The 25,719-nt window shown below is 59.7% G+C and carries 19 protein-coding genes and 2 tRNA genes; 2 read left to right on the top strand and 19 right to left on the bottom strand.

All coding sequences use genetic code 11. The features are described 5' to 3' along the window. Positions 1-49: 49 nt before the first annotated feature. The 8 genes from H3T89_RS05470 to leuC all read right to left on the bottom strand — a co-directional run bounded on the left by H3T89_RS05470 (position 50) and on the right by leuC (position 10,773). Positions 50-1,051 carry an NAD(P)H-dependent glycerol-3-phosphate dehydrogenase gene (locus tag H3T89_RS05470; RefSeq protein ID WP_198216446.1) on the bottom strand — a complete coding sequence of 334 codons (1,002 nt, stop codon included), beginning with the start codon at positions 1,049-1,051 and terminating at the stop codon, positions 50-52. A 113-nt stretch (positions 1,052-1,164) separates the two neighbouring features. Next, positions 1,165-2,058: a lysophospholipid acyltransferase family protein gene (locus H3T89_RS05465; protein WP_198216445.1), complete on the bottom strand. Its 894-nt coding sequence runs from the start codon at positions 2,056-2,058 to the stop codon at positions 1,165-1,167. A gap of 14 nt (positions 2,059-2,072) precedes the next feature. Then, positions 2,073-3,404: a UDP-N-acetylglucosamine 1-carboxyvinyltransferase gene (gene murA, locus H3T89_RS05460; RefSeq protein WP_198203642.1), complete on the bottom strand. Its 1,332-nt coding sequence runs from the start codon at positions 3,402-3,404 to the stop codon at positions 2,073-2,075. A gap of 139 nt (positions 3,405-3,543) precedes the next feature. Beyond that, a complete protein-coding gene (locus tag H3T89_RS05455; protein WP_198216444.1) occupies positions 3,544-4,596 on the bottom strand; it encodes a CPBP family intramembrane glutamic endopeptidase in 1,053 nt (350 codons plus the stop codon). 103 nt (positions 4,597-4,699) lie between these two features. After that, entirely contained in the window at positions 4,700-7,387 is a 2,688-nt protein-coding gene (locus H3T89_RS05450; RefSeq protein ID WP_198216443.1) for a CPBP family glutamic-type intramembrane protease, read from the bottom strand. A 167-nt stretch (positions 7,388-7,554) separates the two neighbouring features. Next, positions 7,555-8,517 (bottom strand): CPBP family intramembrane glutamic endopeptidase, encoded by a 963-nt coding sequence (locus tag H3T89_RS05445; RefSeq protein ID WP_015021335.1) that lies wholly within the window; start codon positions 8,515-8,517, stop codon positions 7,555-7,557. A 113-nt stretch (positions 8,518-8,630) separates the two neighbouring features. Further along, complete coding sequence (gene leuD, locus H3T89_RS05440) at positions 8,631-9,317, bottom strand: 3-isopropylmalate dehydratase small subunit (protein ID WP_015021334.1); 687 nt, start codon at positions 9,315-9,317, stop codon at positions 8,631-8,633. A gap of 52 nt (positions 9,318-9,369) precedes the next feature. Continuing rightward, positions 9,370-10,773, bottom strand: a complete 1,404-nt coding sequence (gene leuC / locus H3T89_RS05435; protein ID WP_110416811.1) for a 3-isopropylmalate dehydratase large subunit — start codon at positions 10,771-10,773, stop codon at positions 9,370-9,372. 151 nt (positions 10,774-10,924) lie between these two features. Between leuC and H3T89_RS05430 the strand changes: the two genes are divergently transcribed. Further along, positions 10,925-11,713, top strand: a complete 789-nt coding sequence (locus H3T89_RS05430) for an IclR family transcriptional regulator (protein ID WP_044090872.1) — start codon at positions 10,925-10,927, stop codon at positions 11,711-11,713. Positions 11,714-11,740: 27 nt separating this feature from the next. On the opposite strand, the gene H3T89_RS05425 is transcribed toward H3T89_RS05430, so the two are convergent. Further along, on the bottom strand, positions 11,741-13,222 hold the full coding sequence (locus tag H3T89_RS05425; RefSeq protein ID WP_110416809.1) for a serine/threonine protein phosphatase: 1,482 nt from the start codon (positions 13,220-13,222) through the stop codon (positions 11,741-11,743). 228 nt (positions 13,223-13,450) lie between these two features. On the opposite strand from H3T89_RS05425, the gene H3T89_RS05420 reads away from it, so the two are divergent. Continuing rightward, positions 13,451-14,410, top strand: coding sequence for a polyprenyl synthetase family protein (locus H3T89_RS05420; protein WP_198203638.1), 960 nt, complete (start codon positions 13,451-13,453; stop codon positions 14,408-14,410). Positions 14,411-14,660: 250 nt separating this feature from the next. Here H3T89_RS05420 and H3T89_RS05415 read toward each other — a convergent pair whose 3' ends face one another. The 10 genes from H3T89_RS05415 to nrdG form a co-directional block, all read right to left on the bottom strand. Continuing rightward, positions 14,661-16,154 carry a cytochrome ubiquinol oxidase subunit I gene (locus tag H3T89_RS05415; RefSeq protein WP_198216442.1) on the bottom strand — a complete coding sequence of 498 codons (1,494 nt, stop codon included), beginning with the start codon at positions 16,152-16,154 and terminating at the stop codon, positions 14,661-14,663. Between the two features lie 261 nt (positions 16,155-16,415). Continuing rightward, positions 16,416-18,275, bottom strand: coding sequence for a thiol reductant ABC exporter subunit CydC (gene cydC / locus H3T89_RS05410; protein WP_198203637.1), 1,860 nt, complete (start codon positions 18,273-18,275; stop codon positions 16,416-16,418). A gap of 19 nt (positions 18,276-18,294) precedes the next feature. Next, complete coding sequence (locus tag H3T89_RS05405) at positions 18,295-20,265, bottom strand: ABC transporter ATP-binding protein/permease (protein WP_232348480.1); 1,971 nt, start codon at positions 20,263-20,265, stop codon at positions 18,295-18,297. A gap of 61 nt (positions 20,266-20,326) precedes the next feature. Beyond that, positions 20,327-21,379 carry a cytochrome d ubiquinol oxidase subunit II gene (cydB, locus tag H3T89_RS05400; RefSeq protein ID WP_198216441.1) on the bottom strand — a complete coding sequence of 351 codons (1,053 nt, stop codon included), beginning with the start codon at positions 21,377-21,379 and terminating at the stop codon, positions 20,327-20,329. After that, positions 21,376-21,606, bottom strand: coding sequence for a hypothetical protein (locus H3T89_RS05395; RefSeq protein ID WP_198216440.1), 231 nt, complete (start codon positions 21,604-21,606; stop codon positions 21,376-21,378). The genes cydB and H3T89_RS05395 overlap by 4 nt, the downstream gene beginning before the upstream one ends. A 53-nt stretch (positions 21,607-21,659) precedes the next feature. Further along, complete coding sequence (locus H3T89_RS05390; protein WP_198216439.1) at positions 21,660-22,835, bottom strand: NAD(P)/FAD-dependent oxidoreductase; 1,176 nt, start codon at positions 22,833-22,835, stop codon at positions 21,660-21,662. Positions 22,836-23,150: 315 nt separating this feature from the next. Beyond that, positions 23,151-23,222: transfer RNA gene (locus H3T89_RS05385), tRNA-Gln, on the bottom strand. A gap of 41 nt (positions 23,223-23,263) precedes the next feature. Further along, a tRNA-Glu gene (locus H3T89_RS05380) sits at positions 23,264-23,336 on the bottom strand. Between the two features lie 68 nt (positions 23,337-23,404). Continuing rightward, a complete protein-coding gene (gene gltX, locus H3T89_RS05375) occupies positions 23,405-24,931 on the bottom strand; it encodes a glutamate--tRNA ligase (RefSeq protein WP_198216438.1) in 1,527 nt (508 codons plus the stop codon). Between the two features lie 56 nt (positions 24,932-24,987). Then, positions 24,988-25,710: an anaerobic ribonucleoside-triphosphate reductase activating protein gene (gene nrdG / locus H3T89_RS05370; protein ID WP_110416803.1), complete on the bottom strand. Its 723-nt coding sequence runs from the start codon at positions 25,708-25,710 to the stop codon at positions 24,988-24,990. Between the last annotated feature and the right edge of the window lie 9 nt (positions 25,711-25,719).

Raw genomic sequence — 25,719 nt, 5'->3', positions numbered from 1 at the left:
CAGTCTTCGCACACCTATAGCCTTCAGAATTTTCCGACGGCCGCCAGACTCACTCTGTAGTGATCTGTCCGCCGAACAGCTCGTCAATCATCCCCCGGCAGCTCAGACCCTGATCCAGTACATGGCTCATGGCCGTAGCCAGCGGGGTCGCCACCTGGTAGCGCTTACCCAGGGCGACGACAGCATCGGTGGTAGGCACGCCCTCAGCGACACCCTTGCTGACGCGAGTGGCTTCTTCAATACTTTTGCCCTGGCCCAAATTAAAGCCAAAAGTGTAGTTCCTGCTCAGGGACGATCCACAGGTGGCCACCAGGTCGCCTACCCCGGCAAGACCGGCGAAGGTTTTGGACTTGGCCCCGCAGGCCTCCCCCAGAGCGGTGAGCTCAGCCAGCCCCCTGGCTTGGATCATGGCAGCCGTGTTCTCCCCGAATCCCGCCCCCCGTGACATCCCAACAGCCAGTGCAGTGACGTTCTTCAACGACCCGCACATTTCCAGGCCGATCACATCGTCCGAGACGAAGGCCTTGAAATAGTCGGTCGTACAGGCACAGGCCACTCTCATGGCGGCATCTGGATTAGCGCTGGCGACCACTGTGGCGCTCGGCTCGCGGGCGGCCACCTCCTTGCTCAGGTTGGGGCCTGAGACGGCTGCGAACCTGGTTGAATCCAAATCCAGCGTCTGGCAGACCACCTGGTCCATCCGCCTGTCCGTACCCCGTTCAATCCCCTTCATCAGAGAAACAGCAATGGCATCATGACCCAGCAGACCCTTGAATTCAGTCAAAGCCTCACAGGCATGCTGAGCGGCAATGGCCATGACAACGATTTCAGCCCCCGAGACGGCCTTGGACCGATCACCCTCAGCGATGATGGTATCGGGCAGCTTCTCCACAGTCGGTAGGCGGCGGGTATTCGAATGCTTACTGTTGATTTCGTCCACGACATCCAGATCGATGTCCCACATGACCACCTGATTGCCCGCGTCGGCCAATACCTGGGCAAAAGCGGTCCCCCATGCGCCTGCTCCCAATACCGCGATCTTCGTCATCATTCTCCTTTGCATAATGCCGTGCGCACGGGAACGCCGACCAGCAGCCTCATTCTTATCTCTACCATCCTATGACACCGCCGCCAGGCAGGGGGAATTGGAGGTGCGTTCCGGCCTTATTGCTCGCTTCTGGGCCGACGAATCATGGTCACATAATCGAAGTATCCAGCCGCCGGGGGCTCCTCGCCACGAATCTCAGCCATGACCTCCTCCATCCGGTTTCGCAGGCGGACACAGAGGGCATGCACGGACTGTTTGGGTGGTTCCGCACCCCATTGATCCATGTCTTCCAGTAGGTCGGAATAGTCAAGGAGCCTGTCATAGCACATGACCACGTTCTTCCGCGGCCAGGGCCACTTGTGATTGATTGAAGCCGCCCCCCAGGTGATGCTGGGGTACAGAGGAACCATGCGACCCAGCTGCCGCGAGGCCTCTAAGGCGATGAATCCGACCCCGGGCTTGAGCGACATGGGCCACTTCAAAGGGTCACGGGTCACAGTCCCTTCAGGCCAGATGGTCAAAGGCCTGCCCGAGGTAATGATGCTGATCGACTCCTCTTCAATCGACCTGGCCTTGCCGGACTTGCGCTCCACCGGCTGCATGCCGACCATGCGGAACCAGCTGCCGATCAGGGGCCAATGGGCCATCTCGGCCTTTGCCATATAGCGGGGACGACGCCCTTGGTGAAAGAGGGCCATCATAGGAATGAAAACGTCGAACTGGGTCACGTGGGTGGCGGCAGTGATGAAGGGGCCGGTCTGCGGCACCCGCTCCAGCCCCCAGGCATAGACCCGGCAGGAGTCTCGCACCACCTGGGAGACCCCCCATAGCAAACGGGTGGTTCCCACCGGATGCTGACCGTCTATCTCGTCTAGGTCCGGCGTGCGGTGACCAGTGGGATAATAGCGAGTCGGATCCACCAACCTGTGCCTCTGAGCCAGCAGGGCCACCCGCTGATCGGGCAGGGCTGGCACAGCGGACCGAGGGGAGGGTTTGCCTTTAGAAGCCATCTATACCTGCCGGATCAGTCGATCTGCGCGTCCAGGGCCAGCAACTTGTCGCGGAAGTCCTCGTAGCCGCGGTCAATCAGGGAGATGCCGTGAACGTTGGAGGGGCCGGATGCCGTCAGCGCGGCAATCAGGTGGCTGAAGCCGCCACGCAGGTCGGGCACATCGATGTCCTGGCCGGTCAACGGGGTGGGCCCGAAGATGACGGCCGAGTGGTTGAAGTTGCGCTGCTGGAAGCGGCAGGGCAGAGATCCCAGGCACTCCTTATAGAGTTGGATGGTGGCACCCATCTGAATCAGCGGCTCGGTAAAGCCGAAACGATTCTCGTAGACGGTCTCATGAACGATGGAAAGACCCTTGGCCTGGGTCAGGGCCACCACCAGGGGCTGCTGCCAGTCAGTCATGAACCCGGGGTGCACGTCGGTCTCGATGGCCACGGGGCGCAGGTCGCCACCCGGATGCCAGAAGCGGATGCCGTCGTCGCGCACATCGAACTGGCCGCCGATCTTGCGGAAGACATTCAGGTAGGTCATCATGTCAGGCTGGTGGGCGCCCTTGACCATGATGTCGCCATGGGTGGCCAGGGCGGCGGAGGCCCAGGAGGCGGCTTCGATTCGGTCGGGCAGGGAGGTATGTGTGAAGCCCTTCAGGGAGGGCACACCCTCGATGCGGATGGTTCGATCCACGTCCACGGAAATCTGCGCACCCATCTTCTGCAGAACCGCCACCAGGTCCATAATCTCGGGCTCAGTAGCCGCCCCTGACAGCTCAGTACGCCCCTCAGCCAGGACAGCCGCCAGCAGGGTCTGCTCCGTCGCACCCACCGAGGGGTAGGGCAGGTGAATCTTGGCTCCATGCAACCCGTCTGGCGCTGTGATGTGGATGCCGGCCTCATGCTCCTTGTCGACATTGGCCCCCAGTTTGCGCAGGGTCTCCAGATGGAAGTCAATGGGCCTGCTGCCGATGCGGCAGCCGCCAAGCACGGGAATGAAAGCCTCTCCCATCCGATGCAGAAGCGGCCCGGAGAAGAGGATGGGTATGCGGGAAGAGCCCGACAGGGTGTCCACATCGGCCACGTCGGCCAGCTCCACATGGCTGGCATCAATGGTGACCACGCCCTCCTGTGGACGGACATCCACCTTGACACCATGCAGCCTCAGCAGGTCGGAGACCACCTGGACGTCGCGGATTTCAGGCACGTTCTTGAGCACTGATACACCAGGAGCCAGCAGGGCGGCAACCATGGCCTTGCTGACGAAGTTCTTGGCCCCACGGACCTGTATGGTGCCATGCAGGGGCCTGCCGCCCACCACATGCAGTACATCATCCTGTGTATTCACCTTGGGCATTTATCGGCTTCTTTCTCGTATCCGCTCAGAGCCGGGCTTTGGCACAACATCGGCCCTTATTGCAAGTCTGCCACAGGGGGTGTGGGGACACCGTGAATTGTCGCCTCGGGCATAGAGCGTCCACCCAGTCAGATGCTGGTCAGGCGCCTGCTGAAACGAAGGGGGTCAGCATCGTGAAGCCCATGATCAGCAGGAACATGACGAAGAATGGGCAAGCCCAGGCACCATAGACGTTCGAATACGTGTGGTTTTCCTGCAGAAACGCGATAATCCGATGACGGCCCAGGTAGAGGACCAGCACGGCTGCCAGCATGCCTACCAGCATCATGAGCACGTTGACGTAGGAGGACATATTGTCGCTCATAAACCCGAGCAGGAGTTGCAACCCGTCGCTGACGACCAGATTGTTGAACACGTGCAGGGCCATGGACCAGAAGATGGAGTATTCGCAGGCCAGATAGCCCAGGAGCAGACCCATGATGAAAGCAAAGAACCCCTGGCCCAGATCGCCGTGGAAGAAGCCGAACATGACAGCGGAGGTGACGATGGCGAAGACATGGCCGTAAGGCTTCAGCGCGTGCAGGATGGCACCTCTGAAGACCAGCTCCTCGATGACGGGGGCCAGCAGGCTGACGTAAATGAACATGGGTATGGTACCCGAGGCCTGCTGAATCTGCTCAGTCGTGGTCCAGGACTGTTGCACTCCCAACTGCGCCGTGGTCCAGTCCATGCCTGACTGATACCAGCCGGCCAGGGTCTGCCCTGTCAGCGTCAGCGCAAAGCACCCCAGCAAAACCTGCCAGGTCATGGGATGCAGATCAGTGTGGAATATGCCCATAGGGCCGGAATCGCAGATCTGCCGACGCCGAGTGAAGACCAGGAAACAGAGGCCTGTGCAGGCCGAGATCAGGTTGATGATGCCTCCATACTCCTTGTCAGCATGGACGATCACATACATAAATCCCGAGTGGGCAGGCACCGGATCAAACACGGCATTCCACTCCATCTGAGCCAGAACACCGAACAGAAGGCCGACGCTGTTGATGATAAGCAGATAGACCAGCAGCAGGGCGGCCTGACGGTTGAGCATTCCCCTGGCCGCACTCATCCATGCGCGATCCGCCGCACCTCGTCTAGGCTTATGAGTCTGCCCAGTCCCTGGCGCGTCGGCCGCAGTCGCTGTCTGCCCCATGTCACCATGCCCTTTCATGATCCTCTGCAGGTTTGGCCATCCGGCATTGTCCTCCAGCTTGTCCAAGTCTACGCCACCACCGGCAGACCCAATGCGTTATGCGCTAGAGCAGACCGGGTACGAACTTGAAGACTGTCAGCAGCAGGCAGAGCAGCAAATAGAGCAGGAACCAGGGCTGCCTCCAGGAAACGTATGTTCCCCTAGGGGCCCGATAACGCCGTCGGTAGTCCAAAAGACTGGCGCGGTGCAGGAAGAACATGACCAACCCAGCCAGGACCAAGACCAGTGCCACTGCCAAAATCGACAGACGAGCAGTTCTCGGGGCGCTCATCAGATAACGGTTGGGCAGGCCGCTGAAGAGCAGATCGCCGACCACGCGGGCCCCGATGGCCCAGATCAGACCATACTCCAGGGAGCAGTAGCCCAGAGCCAGCCCCAGCAGGAAGATCCAAAGCCCAGAGACCGGATCACACTGGAGCAGGGCGCAGAGCAGGGATGCGGTCAGGATGGCAAAGACCCGGCCATACCGACGCAACCCGTTGAGAATGATGCCACGGAAAACCAGCTCCTCAGCCAGAGGAACCACCAGAAGGGCGTACAAGGCCATCGTCGGCGAGGAAGCGCCGGTGACCAGCAGACTGCGCGAGGCCAGGGAGGGGATGTGCAGAAGCAGGCAGAAGTGGTTGAAGAACTTGTTCAGTTCATGAACCATCCCCTGGCCAAGCAGGAGCACCGCTACAAGAGCCAGCAGAGCCGCCAGCGTCATTCTTCTGTCTGTTCGCCAGTGGACAGCGTCCCGCCCTCGCTGATCCTTACCTCGAATAACGCTCCACTCTGAGATGCAGGCATATGTCAGCGCCAGCAGAACCGACAGGAGGGTAATTCCATCGGACAGGAAGGCGATGGATCTGGGGTCCTTGACCTGCTCCATGATGACTGGCAGGATCATCCCCGAACCGACCATGAGCACCAGAACCGATATGGCCAGATAGACAAAGGCGAAGGCAGCCTGGCCATTGACGGCGTGGAGTACCCCCGAACTGGCTGTGTAGGTGGTGGACTTTTGCGCAGCGGGCTTAGCCGTCTGCGACTGAGCCTGGGGCTGGGCCTGAGCCGCAATTGCAGCAGCTGGCGTGACAGCGTCAAGTTCACTGGGAGCAACAATCGACTGCGAATTGGCCGGTACCGGTCGGCTTGCTCCTGCGCCGGGTCCTTCCGAAGCATTGGAAACGACCCTGGGCGCTGCCGCCTCCACTGAAGTACGGGTACGGTTTTGAGCAGACCGCCGCTTGGACGACCGACGGGCTCCTTCGCTCCCTTCCTGACCTCTGGCGAAAAGACCGAGATGAAGGCCACCAACACGTTTGCGAGGACCACGCGAAGAACGTGTCGGTTTGGTTGCGTTCTTTGCGGCGTCCCCAGTCTCGGCGGACTCGGTCTTGGCGGCCACGGCAGCTGCAGCAGCCTCTGCAGCCTTGGCGGCAAGGGCCACAGAAGCGCCTGGAGAGGATACGGATGTGGGCGAAGAGGCAAACTGGACGACCGACTGCGTCCCTGGAGATGCGTTCACAGCCTCTGAAGATTTAGAGGGGGCAGTCTGAACGGCAATGCCTTCTTGGCCGGTCTGCAAGGGCTGACCGACATGATCCTTCTGCGCGAGCGCCGTCCCTTGTCCGCCAATAGCCTTTGACGAAACGACGCGACCACCGGTGCCGTCACCGGCGACTGCAGCAGAATGGGCAACTACACGTGGAGTCGAACAGACCCGACGCCCCTGATGATCGGCTTCGCTGGCCACAGTTTGCGACACAGCATCGCTCTGCCCTGGAGCCGATGAACCAGTTACCGAGGAATCCCGGTCGACATCTGAATGACTGACAACAACCGGTCGGTCGGCGAATACCACGGGGTTTGCTGACGTATGAACAGAGGTTGTAGGCGCAGAGACCCCCGGATTCGGTTTCGCAGACGTCGAATCCTCATAGCCGGAAGCCGAGGGTGCCCCGGCCTTGGTCACTGGCTTGGTTCCGACTGGTTCAACTGCAGAAGCAGCGGGAACAGAAGCTTTGGAAGACTTCTGCTCAATCTTGGAAGGTGCCGGAACGGTGGAATCGACAGCCTTTACAGAGGATGCGGAAACAGATGTGGTCTTGGCTATGGAAGCTGCGGATTTGCCTGCGCGGGCCCCTGCGGACGGCTTACGACGCTTGCGCATATTCCAAGAGAAGACCGGACCATTGTCCACCTCAGGCTTGGTCCAGGACCAGACAACTTTGGCCGCAGGCTGCTTCGGCTGTGACGAGATCTCTGCGGCCTTGGAATCCTCCAGCTCTCGGCGAGCCACCACGCGCCGCGGGGATGGCTCCTGGCCGGAATCCTTTCCAGTATGCCCGTCAGATGGCAGGTCTGCCGGAGGAAATGTGGGGACTTCCGGTTGATTGGCCACAGTGACCGAAGTCAAAAAATCATAGGATCCGGGAAGCACGGAGGGTCGTTCACCGACTGGCCTGGCACCCTTGCCGCCAGCTCCTTCATCATTCAGCAGCGCAGTCTTCCTATGGGCTATTCGTCCCGGATAGGCCAAACCATCATCCACGGCCTCCCCCGGCAGGCTCAAAGGCGGCAGGTCGATGGACCCTTCCTCATAATCCCAGTGGCGTGCGTAGTCCTTGCTGGCACTGTGGCTTGCAGTCATGAGGGCGATAGAGGAGCGCGACACCTTCCAGCGCCCCTGATCGCTTTGGGCATCGGCAGACTCGCTGCCGCTGTCGCGATCCTCATCATCCCTCATCCGTCGATGATCCTTCCCCTTCATGCACTACCGTACGACCGTCAAGGGCGTCCAGCGACACGAACCTTTCCCCGCGTTCATATCATGACACTACATATCCGAGTCTAGCCCGACCCCGCCCTTCCTCGACAGAATCCCGACAATGAGCCGGCACATCGACTGCCCGGTCAGGCCAGCCCTGGTACGAATTCGCTCAGGGCCATCAGCAGGCACGCCAGGCAGAAGAGCAGGAACCAGGGCGCCCTCCATGAAGCGTAGATCCCCTTGGGAGCGCGATTGCCGCGGCAGTAATCACGGAGAGTCCTGATCTTGAACAGCAGCCCGACGACACCGATCAACAGCACCAGGATCATAAGCAGGCCTAGGCCGATGCGAACCACCTCGGGTGCCAGGGGCATGTACTTGGCCAGCAGACCTGAAGAGAAGGCATTGTTGAGCATGTGCACCAGCAGGGACCAGACCAGCCCATATTCCATGGCCAGATAGCCCAGAACCAGGCCGGAAATGAAACCAAACAGACCCTGGACCAAGGAGCCATGCATGAAGCCGAAAAGCAGGGAAGAGGTAATGATGGCGAAGACTCGACCAAAGCGGCGCAGGCCGTTCATGATGACCCCACGAAAGACCAACTCCTCGGCAAAGGGTCCCAGAAGAATGCCATAGAAGAGCATGATCGGCGTTTCCAGGCCGCCGCCATCGTCAGGTGCGGTCGGCGGATGCAGCCCCGTGCCGGACAGGATAGCGCTCAGCCCAGAGTTAGCCGCACTGGCCACCAACTGACTGAGGAAGAAGCAGGCCAGGGCGATAATCAACGCCAGCAGGCTGAATCGGCGCGCAGTAACCCAACGCACCTGGTCCTGGCCATGCCGTTCACGACCTACGATGACCGGCCATTGACTGATCAAGGCAAACAGCAGGGCCAGCACTACGGCGATAACCACTGTCCAGTCCGACAAAGGACCGTTGAGCTGCGCCTTGGACGCATGTGGGAAGAGGGCGGGCAGAACCACCTTGCCTCCCAATAGACCTGCCAGGGTCTCGATGGCCACATAGATGAAAGCAAAAGCACTAAGGGCATTCACTGCCCGTCGAACGCCCCAGTCGTGCACATCGCCGCTGCTGTGCCTCATGATAACCGCCCCTCTTCGCTCGCCAACCGGTCACAGTCGGCCAATGACTGTCATTTCCATGGTAAGCGAAAAAGGAGCGGAGGACTCTCATATGAGGGCGCACGGCCCGTCGGTCAGATGATGCCGCGGTCAGCCAGGGGCCCAGGCCAGTCGATTTGGCCCTCTCTGGCTGAAGTGACCGGCTCTTCGGGCATGTGCTGAGCCGGTAGTGTACGCGGCTTGAAGGGGAAGCGCTCAGCTCGCATGCGCTCATAGGCACGGATGTCATCCTCGTGCTGCAAGGTCAGATCGATGTCGTCGTAGCCGTTCATGAGCCGCCATCGCACGTAGTCGTCTACCTGGAAGGGCAGGGTCACATCCGCGCAGGTGACCGTGCGAGCGCCCAGATCCACGGTCATCTCAGTGCCGGGGTCCTCCTCCAGGAGCTTCCAGAGCAACTCCACTGATTCCTGGGGCATGATGGCGGCCAGAACCCCGTTCTTGGCGGTGTTCCCATAGAAGATGTCAGCGAAACGGGGAGCGATGACCACGCGGAAGCCGTAGTCCCGCAGTGCCCAGACCGCGTGCTCGCGCGAGGATCCGATGCCGAAGTCCGGCCCGGCCACCAGGACGCGGGCACCTGAATATTCGGGTCGGTTGAGCACGAAATTCGGATCCCTTCGCCAGGCGTAGAAGAGCGCATCCTCGAAGCCGGTCTTCTTCACCCGCTTCAGGAATACTGCGGGGATGATCTGATCGGTGTCGACGTTGGAGCGGCGCAAGGGCACCCCGACCCCGGTTACAACGGAAAGTGGCTCCATGATGACCTCCTGACTGCTGGATGGCGATGACGATGACGTATGCTCGATAGGCCTACAGATCGGCCGGGGAGCAAATGGTCCCTCTGATGGCGGTGGCTGCAGCCACCTCGGGCGAGGCCAGATGCGTCCTGCCGCCTTTGCCCTGACGACCCTGGAAGTTGCGGTTGGATGTGGAAATGGAACGCTCACCCGGCACCAGTTGGTCGGGGTTCATTCCCAGGCACATGGAGCAGCCGGCGTTGCGCCATTCGGCTCCAAAGTCCTCGAAGATACGGTCCAACCCCTCCTTTTCGGCCTGAATGCGAACTCGCGAAGAGGCCGGAACCACCAGGACGCGATGCAGGTTCTTGGCCTTGTGGTGCCCCTTCATGATGGCCGCTGCTGCGCGCAGATCCTCGATGCGCCCGTTGGTGCAGGAGCCGATGAAGACGGTGTCCACGGCGATGTCCCGGATGGGCATCCCCGGCTTCAGACCCATGTAGTCGATGGCCTCCTGGGCCGCCTGGCGCTTGGCCGGGTCGGCGATCTTTTCTGGCACAGGCACATCAGCACCTATGGGCAGACCCTGTCCGGGGTTGGTGCCCCAGGTCACGTAAGGGGTCAGCTGGTCGGCATCCAGGATGACCTCCTTGTCGAAGACTGCATCCGAATCGGTGGGGAGGGTTCGCCAGTACTCCAGGGCCTGATTCCACATGGCTCCCTTGGGGGCGTGCGGCCGGCCCTCCAAGTAGGCGAAGGTGGTCTCATCCGGCGCGATCATCCCGGCCCTCGCCCCGGCCTCGATGGACATGTTGCAGATGGTCATGCGCGCGTCCATGGACATGCGTCGAATGGCGTCGCCCCGGTACTCCAGAACGTGCCCTTGACCGCCACCCGTGCCGATCTTGGCAATGACGGCCAGAATGACGTCCTTGGCGCCCACGCCGGGCTTGAGCTGACCGCGGACGGTGATGGCCATGGTTTTGAAAGGCTTCAGGCTCAGGGTCTGGGTGGCCAGAACGTGCTCCACCTCGGAGGTGCCGATACCGAAAGCAAGGGCCCCGAAAGCCCCGTGGGTCGAGGTATGCGAATCACCGCAGACGATGGTCATGCCGGGCTGGGTCAATCCCAGGACGGGTGCAAAAGCATGGACAATGCCCTGGTCCGCGTCCCCCAATGGATGCAGACGGACTCCGAACTCGCGGCAGTTGCGCTCCAGGGTGGAGATTTGCAGAGCCGAGACCTTGTCTGCGATGGGCCGATCGATGTCGATGGTAGGGGTGTTGTGGTCCTCAGTGGCGATGACCTGGTCCAGGTGACGGATCTTCCGGCCTGCCAGGCGCAGACCCTCGAAGGCCTGTGGACTGGTCACCTCGTGCATGAGTTGCAGATCGATGTAAATCAGATCGGGTTCGCCTCCCTGGCCCTTTCTGACCAAATGATCGGTCCAGACCTTTTCCGCCATTGTGCGTCCCATATCGCCTCCTGAAAGCCTACGACCGGCCGGGGCGCCAACCTCATCGGCACCCCGCCGGCCTCTTACCACCGAGTATGGAACTGCCCAACCGTTATGAACTTTTGCATTTCATATACTGAGATGGCATAATTCAAGCATGGACACGCTTTCTATGAACGACGACGACAGATACCCCTCCGCAAATGATCCGAACATGCATCAGGAGGAGATTCATTCGGGCGTCGGCGTTCTGGACAAGACGGTGCGAATTCTGGACACCCTGGAGACCGGACCCATGACCTTGGGACAGCTGGTCAACGCAACCGGGTTGGCTCGCCCCACCGCCCACCGACTGGCCATCGCCTTGGAGCGCCACCGCTTCGTTCTGCGGGACGTGCATGGCCGCTTCGTTCTGGGCTCCCGCTTCGCCGAACTGGCCGCCGCCGCCGGCGAGGATCGTCTGCTGACCGCCTCGGGGCCCATTCTGCATACACTGCTCAACCGTTCGGGCGAATCGGCCCAGATCTTCCGCCGCCAAGGCGAGGTCCGGGTCTGCATCGCCGCGGTGGAACGCGCCTCCGGCCTGCGCGACTCCATCCCCGTAGGCGCCCTGCTGTCCATGGAGGCCGGGTCGGCGGCACAGATCCTGCTGGCCTGGGAGGAACCCGAACGCCTCCATCAGGGTCTGCGACACGCCAAGTTCAACGCAGCAACCCTTGCCACTGTACGCAAACGCGGCTGGGCAGAGTCCATCAATGAGCGGGAAGAGGGCGTCTGTTCCATCTCGGCTCCCATCCGCAACGGATCCGGGCAAGTCATGGCCGCCATTTCCATCTCCGGGCCGGTCAACCGTATGTCCACCACGCCTGGAAGACGTTACGCCCCCCTGGTCATGGCCGCTGGCAAATATCTGACCGAAGCCCTGCTACGAGCCTCATCCCCTACCCGTCGTAGGGTCTGAGGGCATTCCTGGCCCTTATCGCCATCCTTACCGCCGTCGGGTGGAGCCCCAGGAGGCGATCAACCCTGCCAGGGCCGTCAGGCCACCAGCCAAGAACCCAGGCCGACGCAGGAGGTTGACTGCATCCCCAGTAGAGGTAGGCACATGGCTCATGGCGAAGGTGTAGACCTTGTGGGATCCGGGCCGCCCCACCAATTGCCCGAACTCCAAAAGTTGAGTGCGAGGATGATGGGGATGACGGATGTCGAATTCGAAGAGCCGTGCCGCCCGCTTGCCGGGCACCGGACCGTAGGAGCCGAATCCGCATGTGGGCGTAGCCCCCAGAGTCAGTTCACCGCTGCGTCCGACGAAGCCATTGCGGTGGTCATGCCCAGCGAAGAGGGCGAAATAGCCCCGGTTCCGGGTAAGCAGGTCATACTCGCCGCTGTCCTCGTCCGGACAGGAGACTCCTTCGCCCAAGTAGGAGCCCGGGCAGGTGCGCGACTCGTCCAGAATGTAACAGCGGGAGTCGAAACTCCGGTAGCCCTGGACCGCATAGGCTGTGGTGGCCGGCACCGGCTTGAGCAGATCATAGAACTGGGGAATGGGCATGTGCTGGAAGACTATGGATCGGTTGCCCAGAAGGTCAGGAGCAGCCGCCAGGAAATCCAGGGCCTGGGCCGAAGGTGAGCCGTAACCGCCTGCACGGGCATAGTCGCCGGAGTCCACCAGAACCAGGCCCATGACCACCCCGTGACCGTCGCAATCCGCCACAGGCAACGCGAAGGTGCCCGGAGCGCAGACGAAGGCCGTCTGGGAGGGCAGGGCCGATCCGATCAGCGCATGGACCCGATCAGGGTGGGCGACCGTAGCCTCCGGGTTCAGGCAACCGGGCACCTCCCGATAGATGGCATCCATTTGATCCGTGTCCAGACCGCACTGGAAATCGTGGTTACCATAAGTGACGACGAAAGGAATCCCGCGCTCAACCAGTGGGCCTGTGATCAGGCCAACAGTTCTGCGAACCAGGTCCTCGGTGTGTTTGATGTTCTGCCGACGTACACGCTCGGCATCCCTGTCGTCCGCCTGATGCTCCGATTCCCTGCGACTCAGCTCCCTGCGGTCAGCAGCAGATTGGCCATCCTGAATCTTGGAGGAGCGCTTCAGGGAGGCTCCCCCAAGTCCCAGGGCGCCGCCCATGCTCAGACCAGCCGAGTAGATGCCATCCAGGGGGGTGCTCCAACGCCTTTTACGGAAGGTGCGCTCATAGGCCGTGTCGTAACCGGCCACCTGGTTGCCCGAGAAGACCACCAGATCAGGCTTTGCTGCATCACAGGCCGCGGCTATCAGTCTGATTGTGTCCGAAGAGACCTTAGGCCCCTCCTGGACATCGGCCAGCTGCAAAAGTCTGAACTTGCCCGAGTAATGGAACTGAAGCCGCCCCAGCCGAGCTGAAACGGACAGCGGTCGATCATGCTCTCCCTCGCCGCCTTGTGGGGAAACCCGATCCGCGTTGTAATGCTGACTCATACATCTAGCCTACTTCACCGGCCTTTGCCTCTGGGCCCATCTATGCAGCCCCCTTACGAATCGGATTCAGGCTTCAGGATCATCACAGTACGACAACACTTTGATGTGAGCTTGACCACAGTGATTACGGCGATAGTCAGGACAGGGGCGACAATCTTCAGGCCTGGCCCCGGTCTTGGTATATTGGATACGTTGCGGTTCTTAACGAGATAGAGGGAGCGTACCTCCATGGCAGAAGGACAAGAGCTCCTGTTGCGCAAGGATCTTGAGCGGGTTGTCAACCGTCTGCACCAGGAACGTACCCATGTGGCTCCCTATCAGGAGGATTACCGTCGACTGCTGGATAACCACGGCAAGATGATTCGCGCCGCCATGGTGATCCTCTTTGCCCGGGCCGGCTCACGAAACAAAGGGCGCCTGGACGATACCGTCATCACCGGCGCCGCCGCCATCGAGATGCTTCATCTGGCCACCCTGGTCCACGACGACGTTCTGGACAATGCCCCCATACGCCGCAACAAGCCCACGGTCCACACCATCCGGGGCAATAAGGCCGCCATCTATCTAGGAGACCTGATCCTTTCACGCTATATGGAGATTATGGCCTCCATCGCCCCTGACACAGCCTTTATCCGCGAGCAAGCCGGCACGGTCTGTGAGATCGTGGGTGGCGAGCTCTACCAGGAGTCAGACCGTCACCACACCCATATAACCATTGACGATTACGACCGGGCCATCTCGGGCAAGACCGCAGCACTCTTCCGACTGGCCTGCCTGACTGGAATCCGCCTTGATGGCCAGCCAACTGACACGGCCCTGGAACGTACCGCCAGAGACTTCGGCAGCAATCTGGGCATGGCCTTCCAGATCATCGATGACATCAACGATTTCGATCTGGATCGCGACACCGGCAAGCCCAAGCTGGAGGATATTCGCGACGGAATCTACACTCTGCCGGTCCTGCTGGGGTTCCAAAAGGATGAGAACTTCAGAACCCTAGTCCAGCAGGACGATCCCGACCAGGTGGTCGACTACTTCAGATCCCATCCCCAACTGATGGAGAGCAGTCGGCAAACCGCCAGGGACTATCTGCAACAGGCTGCGTACAACCTTGAGGGTTCCCCAATGGACAAAGGGGTGCGAGACTTGTTGCAGAGGATTACAGCCAAGCTGACCGCCCAGGTCTGAACGAATCGGTGCAACAGAACCAAAGCAACAAAACCAAAATGAGTGAAGCCAGCCTGGTATCAGCTCTATGCCGAACATACATAACCTCTGTCGCATCATGTTCGCCATTGCTCTCTGTTCTGATCTGAATCTCACAGCCGCTCGCCACTGATGGCAAACCTTTAAGACAGCAAATCCCCCGTTCCGAACCATACGGTCCGAAGCGGGGGATTTGCCGAAGGGGAAGGAAAGGTTTGAGGTCAGACGACCATCAGGCCAAGGCTACTCGAGCCGGTGCTCCATGCACCTTGGCAGGCTGCGGCCCATTGCCGTCATCCGGCTTATAGAAGGGTCCCTGGTGCAGGGTTCTCCTGGTGTAGAAGACCATAACTCCGCCCAGAACCAGGAAGAGCAGGAAGTAGACGATGCAGGTGAAGAGCAGGTTCGGCACCGTGCTGGTGGGCGAAACTCCATCGGCAATGGTCTGATAACCGTAAACCAGCCAGGGATAGCGACCAAGCTCAGTCACCAGCCAGCCACTGGTTGTCGCAGCGAAGGGAGCAAAGGTAAAAATACCCATAATCCAGAGCTTCCAACGCGAGGTGAACAGTGTGTTCTTCTTCTTACGTGTGAACCAGAGCACCAATGCGGATATCAGGGCAAAGGCAAACCCGATTCCGACCATCAGACGGAAGACCCAGAATAGGGTGGTAACCGGCACGTAGTAGTTCATGTCCTTGCCAAACTTGGCGTCATACTTCTCGTGCAGCTTCTTGTTGACGGTGTTCATGCCCTTGACGGCACCTGTCTTCTTGCCGTAAGCCAGCTGCGACATGGCTCCGGGAATCTCGACGGACCCCTCGATCTTATGGTCCTTCTCATTGATCAGAGCCACAGCATTCCAGGGGGCGGGATCACCGGTGTCTTCATAGATGGCCTCGGTGGCAGCCAGCTTCATAGGCTGATCGGTCACGATGTACTTGCCCTGTAAATCACCGTAGGTGATCACGCAGATGGAACCGATAAGTCCGAGCAGAGCGGCCAGACGGATTGACTTGGTGAACAAGTTGACCTTGGCCTGCTTCTCGGAGTCGGCCTCGACAGCGGCCACGGCCTTGTCCTTGTTTCCCATATGCATCCTCAGCAGGCTGAAAGCACTGCAACCCATGACCACAAAGGCCCCTGTGCAGACAGCGGCAAAGAAGACGTGGGGGAACTCAATCCACAGCTGGGGATTGGATACGACGTCACCGAAACTGCGCAGCCGCACATGACCGGTGGCCTGGTTGATCTCAAATCCAACCGGGTGCTGCATGAAGCTGTTGGCAGCCAGAATCCAGATGGCCGACATGGAGGAACCCAGGAAGGTCAGCCAGATGAAGACCGCATGCACGGCCGGCTTGAAACGGTTCCAGGTGAACATCCACACGCCAATGAAAGTTGATTCCAGGAAGAAAGCCACCAAGGCCTCAATGGCCAGTGGAGCGCCGAATATGTCACCCATGAACCTGGAGTAATTGGACCAGTTCATGCCGAACTGGAACTCCTGGATGATGCCGGTTACCACACCCACCGCAAAGGAGAGCAGGAAGATCTTGGACCAGAACATGGTCATCTTCTTGTAGACATCCTTCTTGGTCACCACATAGACGGTCTCCATGATGGCGACCGCCAGGGCCAGACCGATGGTCATAGGAACATAGAAGAAGTGGAATATCGTCGTCATGGCGAACTGGAATCTAGACAATCCCAATACAGTGAACATCGTTCCTCCCAATCTCTGCAGGGTTCGTCGGGCGCGGGTACACGGGTCGAATCCGGACGGATTCAGATATGACCAGGCTTATGCCCACGAGAACCTTTCAGCTCTCCCCGACTTCGCGACCTGGTCGCTTCCACGGGCTCCGGTTTCCATACCGTCCAGTCCATGAACCGACGGCGCACGGTGACCGGTCGAGAAGCCATCCGCCAAGATCGGCGACCCGACAACCGTGCAAAATTCATTGCTCGGGAAACAGCCTGATGGTCATTCAACAGGGTTCCGTCCATCTGAATCTGACTGCTTCTTTAAGTATATCCCTTGACCGGCACCCTTGTCCACGTCCGAGACGTCCATGCGATAAAGTTCACGGAAACGGGCGTTCTCCCGGTACAGGTCGATAGGCCGACCCTGCATGGCGATGTGCCCGTCCTGCATAAAGATGACCTGGTCGGCCTCCTCCAGCCCCTGCAGGTGGTGGGTCACCCAAAGAAGGGTACGATCCTGGCTGACCTTGAAGATCATGGCCATGAGCCTGCGCTCGGTTATGGGATCCAAACCGATGGTGGGCTCGTCCAAAAGGATGATTGGAGTACGCTTGAGCACTATCCTGGCCAGGGCCAGACGCTGGCGCTGCCCGCCTGAAAGACGACCGCCAGCTTCATCAACCGGTGTGTCGATTCCCTGCGGCATGTCAGCAACAACCTGATCCAGCTGTACAGCCTTCAAGGCTTGACGAACCTGGTCATCATCAGCCTGTGGGGCCCCCAGACGCACGTTAGAGGCGATAGTGGTGTTGAAGAGGAATGCCTGCTGGTTCAGGTAGCCGAAGAGCTCAGGACGCTGATCCTGCAGTGCGTCGACTGGTATGTCGTTGATGAGGATGCGGCCACTGGTGGGGCGCAGATCGCCTAAAAGCAGCTGAAGAACCGTTGTCTTGCCCTCTCCGCTGGGACCGAGCAGAGCCACCCGCTGCCCACCTTCAATCCGCAGGCTGAAGTCGTCCAGCAACAGGGGGTCATCAGGTCCGTAGGAGAAGCTGACATGATCGAAGACGATTGACTTGATCGGCCCCTCCAGCTTGGTCTGGGGACTTGGCGCAATTTGCCGGGACTCGACCCGCTCGGTCAGATCATTCAGGTGGTCCAGCGAATCTGTGTAGAGGGGAACCTCAGCCACTGCCTGCGAGACCACGATGAAGCAGTCGACCAAGGGGAAAACCGCCAGGACCACGGCTGCCGCGAAGTCAGCTATGGAAGTGGAGCTGGTCATACGCAGATCTGCCCCCACAATCAGGGCCACCACCATAAGGGCGAAAATCATCTGGATACCACAGTTGCGCCAGCGTTCAAATCGCTTCTGCTCTCTGCGGCCGGTGGCGATATCGTTGAAGTCGCCGGACGCCGTATCCACAAAACGCCGACGACGGCGAGTGATCACCCAGTCCCCCAGGCCCATGTAGCTCTCGGTCACTGCAGTGTACTGGTCCTGCCGCCGCGCTTTCTCCATGTCATAACGCCCGTCTGAATAAGCCAGCGAGACCAGCGGGATCAGGATCAGGATCAGAGCGAAAAGCAGGAAGAGTAGGAGCGAGGTCAGCCAGGAGAAGACGCCTACAGCTATGGTGACCACCACCCACATCATGTAGGCCACTACCGTGGGGAAGATGGTGCGCAGATAGAAGTTCTCCAAGTGGTCCAGATCGTCCGAGAGCATGCCAAGTACCGTGCCTGTACGCTCATGCTCGTTCAGGAAAGCCGCGTCCTTCGAAAGGGTGCGGTAAAGCTGAACCCGTAGCTTGGAAACCACTCGGAGCACCCAGTCATGGCTCTTGATGCGCTCCAGGTACTTGAATGTAGGCCGTCCAATGCCGAAGGCCCTGGTCAGGACCACCGGCACGTACACGGCAAAGATGTTGAAGGGATGACGGGCAGACCTGCTGATCAGGAAGCCTGAGGTGAACATCAGCCCGGCTGCGCATACGAAGGTGATGGTTCCCAGGAAGAAGATCAGGGCAAGCAGCCCCTTGTTCTGACGCAGGTAGGGCCAGAACCAATGGTCCCGGTGCCAGATATGCATGTAGCCCGACAGTCCGCGGCCGCGGCGGGAGGCCTTAGGCGATCCCATGCCGTCTCTTCCGGCGGTTTCAGTCCTGCTGGTAGTCGGCAATCTGGTTCCCTCCCATCTCATCGATCAGCGCGTCCAAGGGTCCGCCTTGTCCAATCAGCTCATGCGGATCGCCCTGGGCCACAATTCGTCCATGCTCCAGCATGATCACCCAGTCCATGTTGGCCAGCCAGTGCAGCCGGTGGGTGGCAAGGACGACCAGGTGCCCGTCCATGATGGGCAGCAGGGTCTGTTTCAGATCGTATTCGGTCTCGATGTCCAGGTGGGCTGTGGGCTCGTCAAAGAACAGGATTTCGCGCGAGGGATCCAGGATGCCCCTGGCCAGGGCGATCCGCTGGGCCTGGCCGCCGCTGATGCCGCGGTTGCCCTCTCCGATTTGGGTGTGCAGACCGTCAGGCAATGTTTTCAGCCAGTCGGTCAGTCCAGCCCGATCGGCTGCACGGGCTACTTCGGCAGCGTCTGCTTCCTGATTGTAGAAGCGAATATTGTCGGCCACTGTGCCGTGGAAGATGAAGGGGTTCTGCGGAATGTAACTGATGTGTCGCTGCCAGGCAGCGACGTTGCAATGCTCCAGCTGATGACCATCCAGGTCGATGGTGCCTGCCTTGGGCTGGTCAAATCCGGCCAGCAGATCCATCAGCGTAGACTTGCCGGCACCGGAGCGGCCGACAACAGCCACCTTGGAAAAGCCGTGCAGGTCGAAATCCAGTCCATTCAGGGCAAGGGGCTGCTCTTCCGAGCCCCCGTCAGACCAGCTGACCTGTGAATCCGCAGCAGCTTCGACTCCGGTTCCCTTCGATACCGTGGAACCGAGCCCCACCGAAGCCGACGTCCCATCACCGTCATGAATCTTGGATGCCTTGGGTTTGCGTCTCTTCTTGCTGGGCTTTTGACTCTCGGACTTTGCCATGGCATCCATCTGCGCCCCGGCTGAAGCATTGCTCTCTACCGGCTTGGGACCAGGATAGGAGAAGTCGATTCCCTTCAGACGCAGGTGGCTGTCTTCCTTCCACCCGGACCAGTCCAGTTCCTCCAAGCGCTTGGGCTCCGGTTGGTCCAGCATATCCGCGATGTCATCCAAGGCGTTCTTGCCGTTCAGCGTGGCGTGGAAATCATCTCCGAACTGGCGGATGGGCATGAAGTACTCAGGGGCCAGAATCAGGGCCAAAAGGGCTGGAAAGAGCTCCACCTTGGCATTGATCAGATTGTTGCCCAAGAAAACGGCCATGATGGCGATTGCCAAGGTGGCAAAGAAGTCCAAAGCAAAGGTGGAGGTCATGGCGACCCGGATAACGCTCATGGTCCTCTTGCGGAAACGATCCGAGACCGAATAGATCTCGTCCTCGTACTCCTTGTCTATGCCCAACATTTTCAGGGTCGGCAGACCCAGGACCGTATCCATGAACCTGGTGTTGAGCTTGCGGAATTGAGCATACTGCCGACTGGAGCGATCCCTGGCGGCCAGACCCAGGATGACCATGAAGAAGATGAGCAGGGGCAGCATAAGCATGAGGATGAGCCCGGAACCTGCATCCTGGATCCAGACCACAACCAGGACAATCAGGGGAATAAAGATGAGATCCATCATCTTTGGCAGGACCGTCAGCACGTAAGTGCGCACCTGATCGAGCCCATCCACCAGCATGGTGACGGCCGAGCCCGTGCCACGCCGGGCCAGTGCCGAGGGCCCCAGCGAGAAGACCTTGTCCTGAATACGGGGCCGCAGCTCGGCTACGATGGCATCTGCACGGTCGGTGGCGATACGATCCTTGGCCACATCGCAGAGCTGTCGACAGGTGTAGGCTGCCAAAAAAATCAGCACCGGCACCACCAGCACCTTGAGGTTCTGAAGGTGCCAAATGCGCACCAGGGCCAAAGTCAACCCATAGGCCTGAACCACCACACCTATTCCCTGAACCAGGGACAGGGCAGCCAGCAGGCCCAAGGTGGACCGGACTCCGTCGAAACGGAAGAGATTTTTGTCAATCAATGCATTACCCTCCGGATGCGCTCCGGTCCTGCCAGCACTGCCCCCCTGCCTCCTTTGGTTCTCAGACGGTCTCAGCCACGGTGGCCGAAGGAGCCACGGGTGAGGTCAGATGAGCTCCATCGGTGTCCAGCCGCTTGCGCTGGATGAAGTAGCTCCAGATGAAGTAGGCCAGCATGATAGGCAGGAAGATGCAAAGCACAACAGTCATGATCTTCATGGTCAGCGGCGAGGCCGAGGCATCCTGGATCAGCAGGTTGTGTGCCGGATCGTCAGCAATCATCACCCGCGGGAAGAGCCCGTTGAAGATAAAGGCGATGATGGCCATAAGGGTGATGCCCGAGCAGGTGAAGGCGTAGCCGCCGTGCTTCTTGAAGACGGCAACGTGGCCTCCGATCACTGATGCCAGGATGATGACGGTGATCAGCCAGGTGGACAGGGGACGTGCCTTGTAGAAGTCGGTGTTGAAGATGGCCAGGAGCACGAAGACGACCAGGGCCGGATAGGCAATCCAGTAGGTCTTCTCGCTGACGTTGAGCATCCGGCGGGAATCCATGGCACCCAACTTCAGGCTCAGGAAGTGCAGGCCATGAACAAAGCTGAAGAAGACTACAGCAATGCCGCCGACTACAGAGAGCCAGTTGAACACGTCGAAGAACCCGGGCCAGGCATCGCCGTTCTTATCCATAGGGATGCCCTGGATCAGGCTGGTCAGCATCATACCCAGGAAGAATGGCGCGAAAAGCGAACCGATGAAGTTGGCCCACTGCCAGACACCACGCTCGCGGCTGGTCAGCGCATGGGAGGCGAACTCGAATGAGACGCCACGCAGAATCAGGGAGACCAGCACCAGGAAGAGCAAGAGGTAATACCCCGAGAAAAGGGAGGCGTACCAGAGCGGGAAAGCAGCAAACATCGCACCGCCGGCTGTAATCAGCCAGACCTCGTTGCCATCCCAGTGGGGGCCGATAGCCCTCATGAAGGTGGCGCGCTCATCACCGTCACGGGCCACGAACCTGGTGGCCATGCCAACGCCGAAGTCGAACCCTTCAAGCAGAAGGAATCCCGCAAAAAGCAGGCCGATGACAAAGAACCATAAACCTTGTAGAAAACTCATGCTAATGCCACTCTCCTCTCGCTCCTGCCGATCCGCGCACTGGCACGGGAATCTCCGCCATCCGGACGGAAGCGACAATGAGCCGCTGTTTCCGTCGGAATGAGGAGGAGCAGGAGGTAGTCAATGATGTCGACGAACACAGGGCCGATGGCCATCGTCGCCCACAACGATCCAATCCGAGGCTGGAAATGGACGAACATGCTCCACATCCTCATGAACTGAATCATGTTCGTCCTCCTCTTCCTCATCGTCTAGCCCCTTGCGTCCTTGAGACGCTGGTTCAGTTGCTCTCCAACATGGTACGCACGTCGGCCAATTCCAGGACCGACCGCTCATTCACGATCCACTTCAGGACCGAGACCACCTTGCCCTTGAGCTTCAGCGTGCCCATACGGTCGATTTCGGCAACCCCGGCGTGAGGACCGAGAGAGCACACGGTCCCCAGGCTTCGGAAGGTGAACCGTTGGGGCTCCTGCCCCCGCATTCTGGCGAGGACATTCGCGGCCGCGGTATCAGCCTGGGCCATCGAAATCTGTGCAGTGGTTGGGTAGAGCCGACCCGATTGGGGGTCGGGAACGGCACTGACATCACCCACCAGGAACTCCTCTGGATGCTGCTCCACCGACAGGTCATCCCTGACCACTACACGGTTACGCTTCTGATTATACCCGGAATCGGCAATAACGTGGCTCCCACGCACACCCGTTGTCCAAATGATCGTATGGGCCTTGAACTCCTGGTCATTGGAGACCACGGCATCCTGCTTGACCTCGGTGATGGGAGTCGAGGTGTGGAAGTTGACCCCCCGCTTGCGCAGGTAATCCACAGCCCAGTCGACCAGATCCTGGCTGAACATGGGCAGAATCTTGGGCGATGCCTCTATGCAGTCCACCTTGACCTGATCCATGGGGAAGCCCAGGCGCTTCGAGAGCTGAGGCAGCCGGTAGACCAGCTCGCCCAGATACTCGATGCTGGTGAAGCCCGCGCCACAGACCACGATGCTCAAATCCAGCGGATCATGGCTGGTCTGATAGCGAGCCAGCGTCTGCTCCAATTTCTTACGGGCCGCCAAGGCAGTGTCCACGTCGACAAGGGGCCATCCATATTCATCGGCCCCCTTGATGCCAAAGGTCTCGGACTCAAAGCCCAGGGCGTTGACCAGGTAATCATAGGACAGAGGATCGTGATGCTCCAGGCTGACCTTGCGGTTGTCCTGATCGATGCCGACCACCTTGTCGACAATCAGCTCCACCGAATCAGGCAGGGCCTTGCGCAGGTCGAAGACCACGTCCGCCGGCTCCTTGGTCCCAGCCGCCACCTGATGCAGCTGGGTGGACTCGTAGTGGTACTCGTTCTGATTGACCAGGACTATATGGGCATCAGTCTTTGCATGAGCCAGCTTCTTGACCACGCGAAGGCCCGCATAACCAGCTCCCAACACCATGATTGTCGTCATAATCACACACCTTTACCGAAAAAATCGTACAATGATTCATATACCGGGTGATGTTGCCCGATCAGCCGATGATTGGGTTCATCACTCAAGCTTCTATGCTCAAAGTATCAGATTCCATCATCGGAAACTCTGACATAGCAGTTTGCCAGGCCTCCTCTTTTTGTTTGCTTGCTCACACCGTGAGTAACTCTCGTGGATACCACTGGCCGCCGCTTTGCAAACCAGAGGCATTCCTAGAATCCATGGTAATGCTTAAATAAGAAGAGCGGAACACCGTGTCGGTGCTCCGCTCCCTGGGACTCTATGTCTCTACTGCTGGGGTACCTGGACTCGAACCAAGAATGGATGAACCAGAATCACCTGTGTTGCCAATTACACCATACCCCAATTGGCTGTGCGACAATCGCTTGGACGGTTGCCACATGTCGTACCCCCGACCGGATTTGGACCGGTGTTGGCGCCGTGAGAGGGCGTAGTCCTAGACCGCTAGACGACGGGGGCTTCACTTTTCGCCGCGTACGAACCCGGTTCAACAGGTCAGTAGCACAACAAAAAAGAAATATACCCGCTCATAGGTTTTGGCGCAAGTTGGCCAACCTTCGGAGTGTTGTGCTCTTGCCTAGGATCTCCAGGGACTCAAACAGGGGCGGCGATACCCGCCTTCCCGAAACCGCCACCCTGATCGGGCCGAAGGCCAGACGGGGCTTATAGCCGCCCTCATCCACCAGCGCTTGAGTGAGAAGGTCGTGCAGGTGATCGGCCTTCCAATCCTGCTCGGACACATTCTGCAGGGCGGCAATGGCCAAATCCAGAACCTGTCCGGCCGAATCCTTGAGCTGTTTACGGGCATCCGGTTCAGGCTCGAGGTACTCCTCCTGGCTGAGCAGACTGCCTACCATCCCGGACACCTCCTCCAGCAGACGTACGCGAGGCTGGACCAGGGGGGCGGCAGCACTCAGAATCCGCTGCTCCCGATCGCTCAGGTCCTGCCAGCGCACGGCATTCACCAGCCCGTCACGCTTGAGGTAGGGCAGGGACCGGTTCAAGAAGTCCTGTGGCTCAAGCATGCGGATGTGCTCGGCGTTGATGGCCACGGCCTTGTCGATGTCGAAGTGCGCCGGATTGGCTTTGACGTCGCGGATGTCGAAGTGCTCAACCATCTCCTCCATGGAGAAGACATCCCGGTCTGGGCCGATGGACCAGCCCAGAAGAGCCAGATAGTTGAGCAGGCCTTCAGGAATGAAGCCGTGCTCCCGGTGCAGGAAGAGGTTGGACTCAGGGTCGCGCTTGGACAGTTTCTTCTTGCCCTGGCCCATGACATAGGGCAGGTGTCCGAACAGAGGCATAGCCCGGGCTATGCCCAGCTTCATCAGGTACCGGTAGAGGACGATCTGCCGGGGGGTGGAGCTGAGCAGATCCTCGCCGCGCAGGACCACATTGATGTGCATCAGGGCATCATCGACCGGGTTGGTCAGAGTATAAAGGGGATCGCCGTTGGGGCGCACAATCACGTAGTCGGGCACGGACCCGGCCTTGAACTCGATATGCCCGCGAATCAGGTCGTCGAAGGCGATGTCTTCGTCGGGCATGCGAATACGCAGGGCGGGACGGCGGCCCTGATCGCGGAAGGCCTGACGCTGCTCGTCGCTCAGGTCGCGATCGTAGCCGTCATAGCCAAAAGCGGCCGGGCGACCGGCAGCCAGGTTGCGCTCCTTGATCTCCTCGGCGGTGGAGTAGGACTCATAGGCATAACCGGCATCAAGCAGCTGCCGGGCCACATCGCGGTAAATGTCGCCACGCTCGGACTGTCGATAGGGGCCATCCGGGCCGCCGACCTCCACGCCCTCATCCCAGTCCAACCCCAGCCACTTGAGGGCCTCCAGGATCTGCTTGTAGCTCTCCTCGCTGTCGCGCTGGGCATCGGTGTCTTCGATGCGGAAGACGAAGGTGCCATGCGAGTGCCGGGCCTGGGCCCAGTTGAAAAGTGCTGTTCGAACCATGCCTACATGCGGGGTGCCAGTCGGCGAAGGGCAGAAGCGGACCCTAAGATCCTTAGGCAGGTCGGGTTTGGCGTCGTGATCATGCTCATCAGTCATGACACCCATTGTGCCCCGGCAAGGCGACGTAGGACAATACAGAGCCGGAACTGGTATCAGCCCCGCTGCTGCTCCTGCTGCCGGTCCTTGCTGTAGGTCTCCGGAATGAACCTGGTCTGGTCATGCAGCTTGGGCCAGATGACCACCCGGCCCTGCTCCAAGGAACGCGGCACGTCTATGATCCGCTGGTTGTCCGAGCCCCGGAACTGGAGCAGGCTGTTCTTCCGATTCTCCAAGTAGCGTCCGTCCACCAGCACATCAAGGTAGGAGATCAGCTGAGCCTTGTCCGGGGTCTCCCCCGGCCGGTTCAGCTCCTCCCAGGTGTAGCCGGTCCAGCACCAGATATCCTTCTCATGGCCGAACTCACGCCTGATCCGCTCAGAAAGGCCGAGCAGCATGGGAGTGTTGAGCAGAGGCTCACCACCCAGGTAGGTAATGCCCTGCACATAGGACAGCGACAGATCCTTGACGATGCGGTCCTCAAGCTGCTGGGTATAGGGGTGTCCGGCGCCGAAGTCCCAGATGGATGCGTTGTAGCACCCCTGGCAGCGGAAGGGGCAGCCGCTGACGTAGAGGGAGCAGCGGATCCCCTCGCCGTCGGTCATGACCAGACGCTTGTAGTCCGCCACGATTCCCCGACTGAGCCGACGACCGTCCCACTGGCCGGCCTTGGGATTGTTGGTCAGCGCGGAGGGAACCCCTGGACCGCGCCCCTGCTCATCAGCGGCGAAGTCACGGTGGCCGCCTGTCTTTCTCATGGCTCCCTGTTTGTCCGTCATCTGATCCTC

Source organism: Bifidobacterium sp. W8114, assembly GCF_016101165.1.
GTDB classification, from domain to species: domain Bacteria; phylum Actinomycetota; class Actinomycetes; order Actinomycetales; family Bifidobacteriaceae; genus Bombiscardovia; species Bombiscardovia asteroides.
Note: the sequence above shows the minus strand (reverse complement) of the source record. Positions and strands in the feature narration are given on the sequence as shown.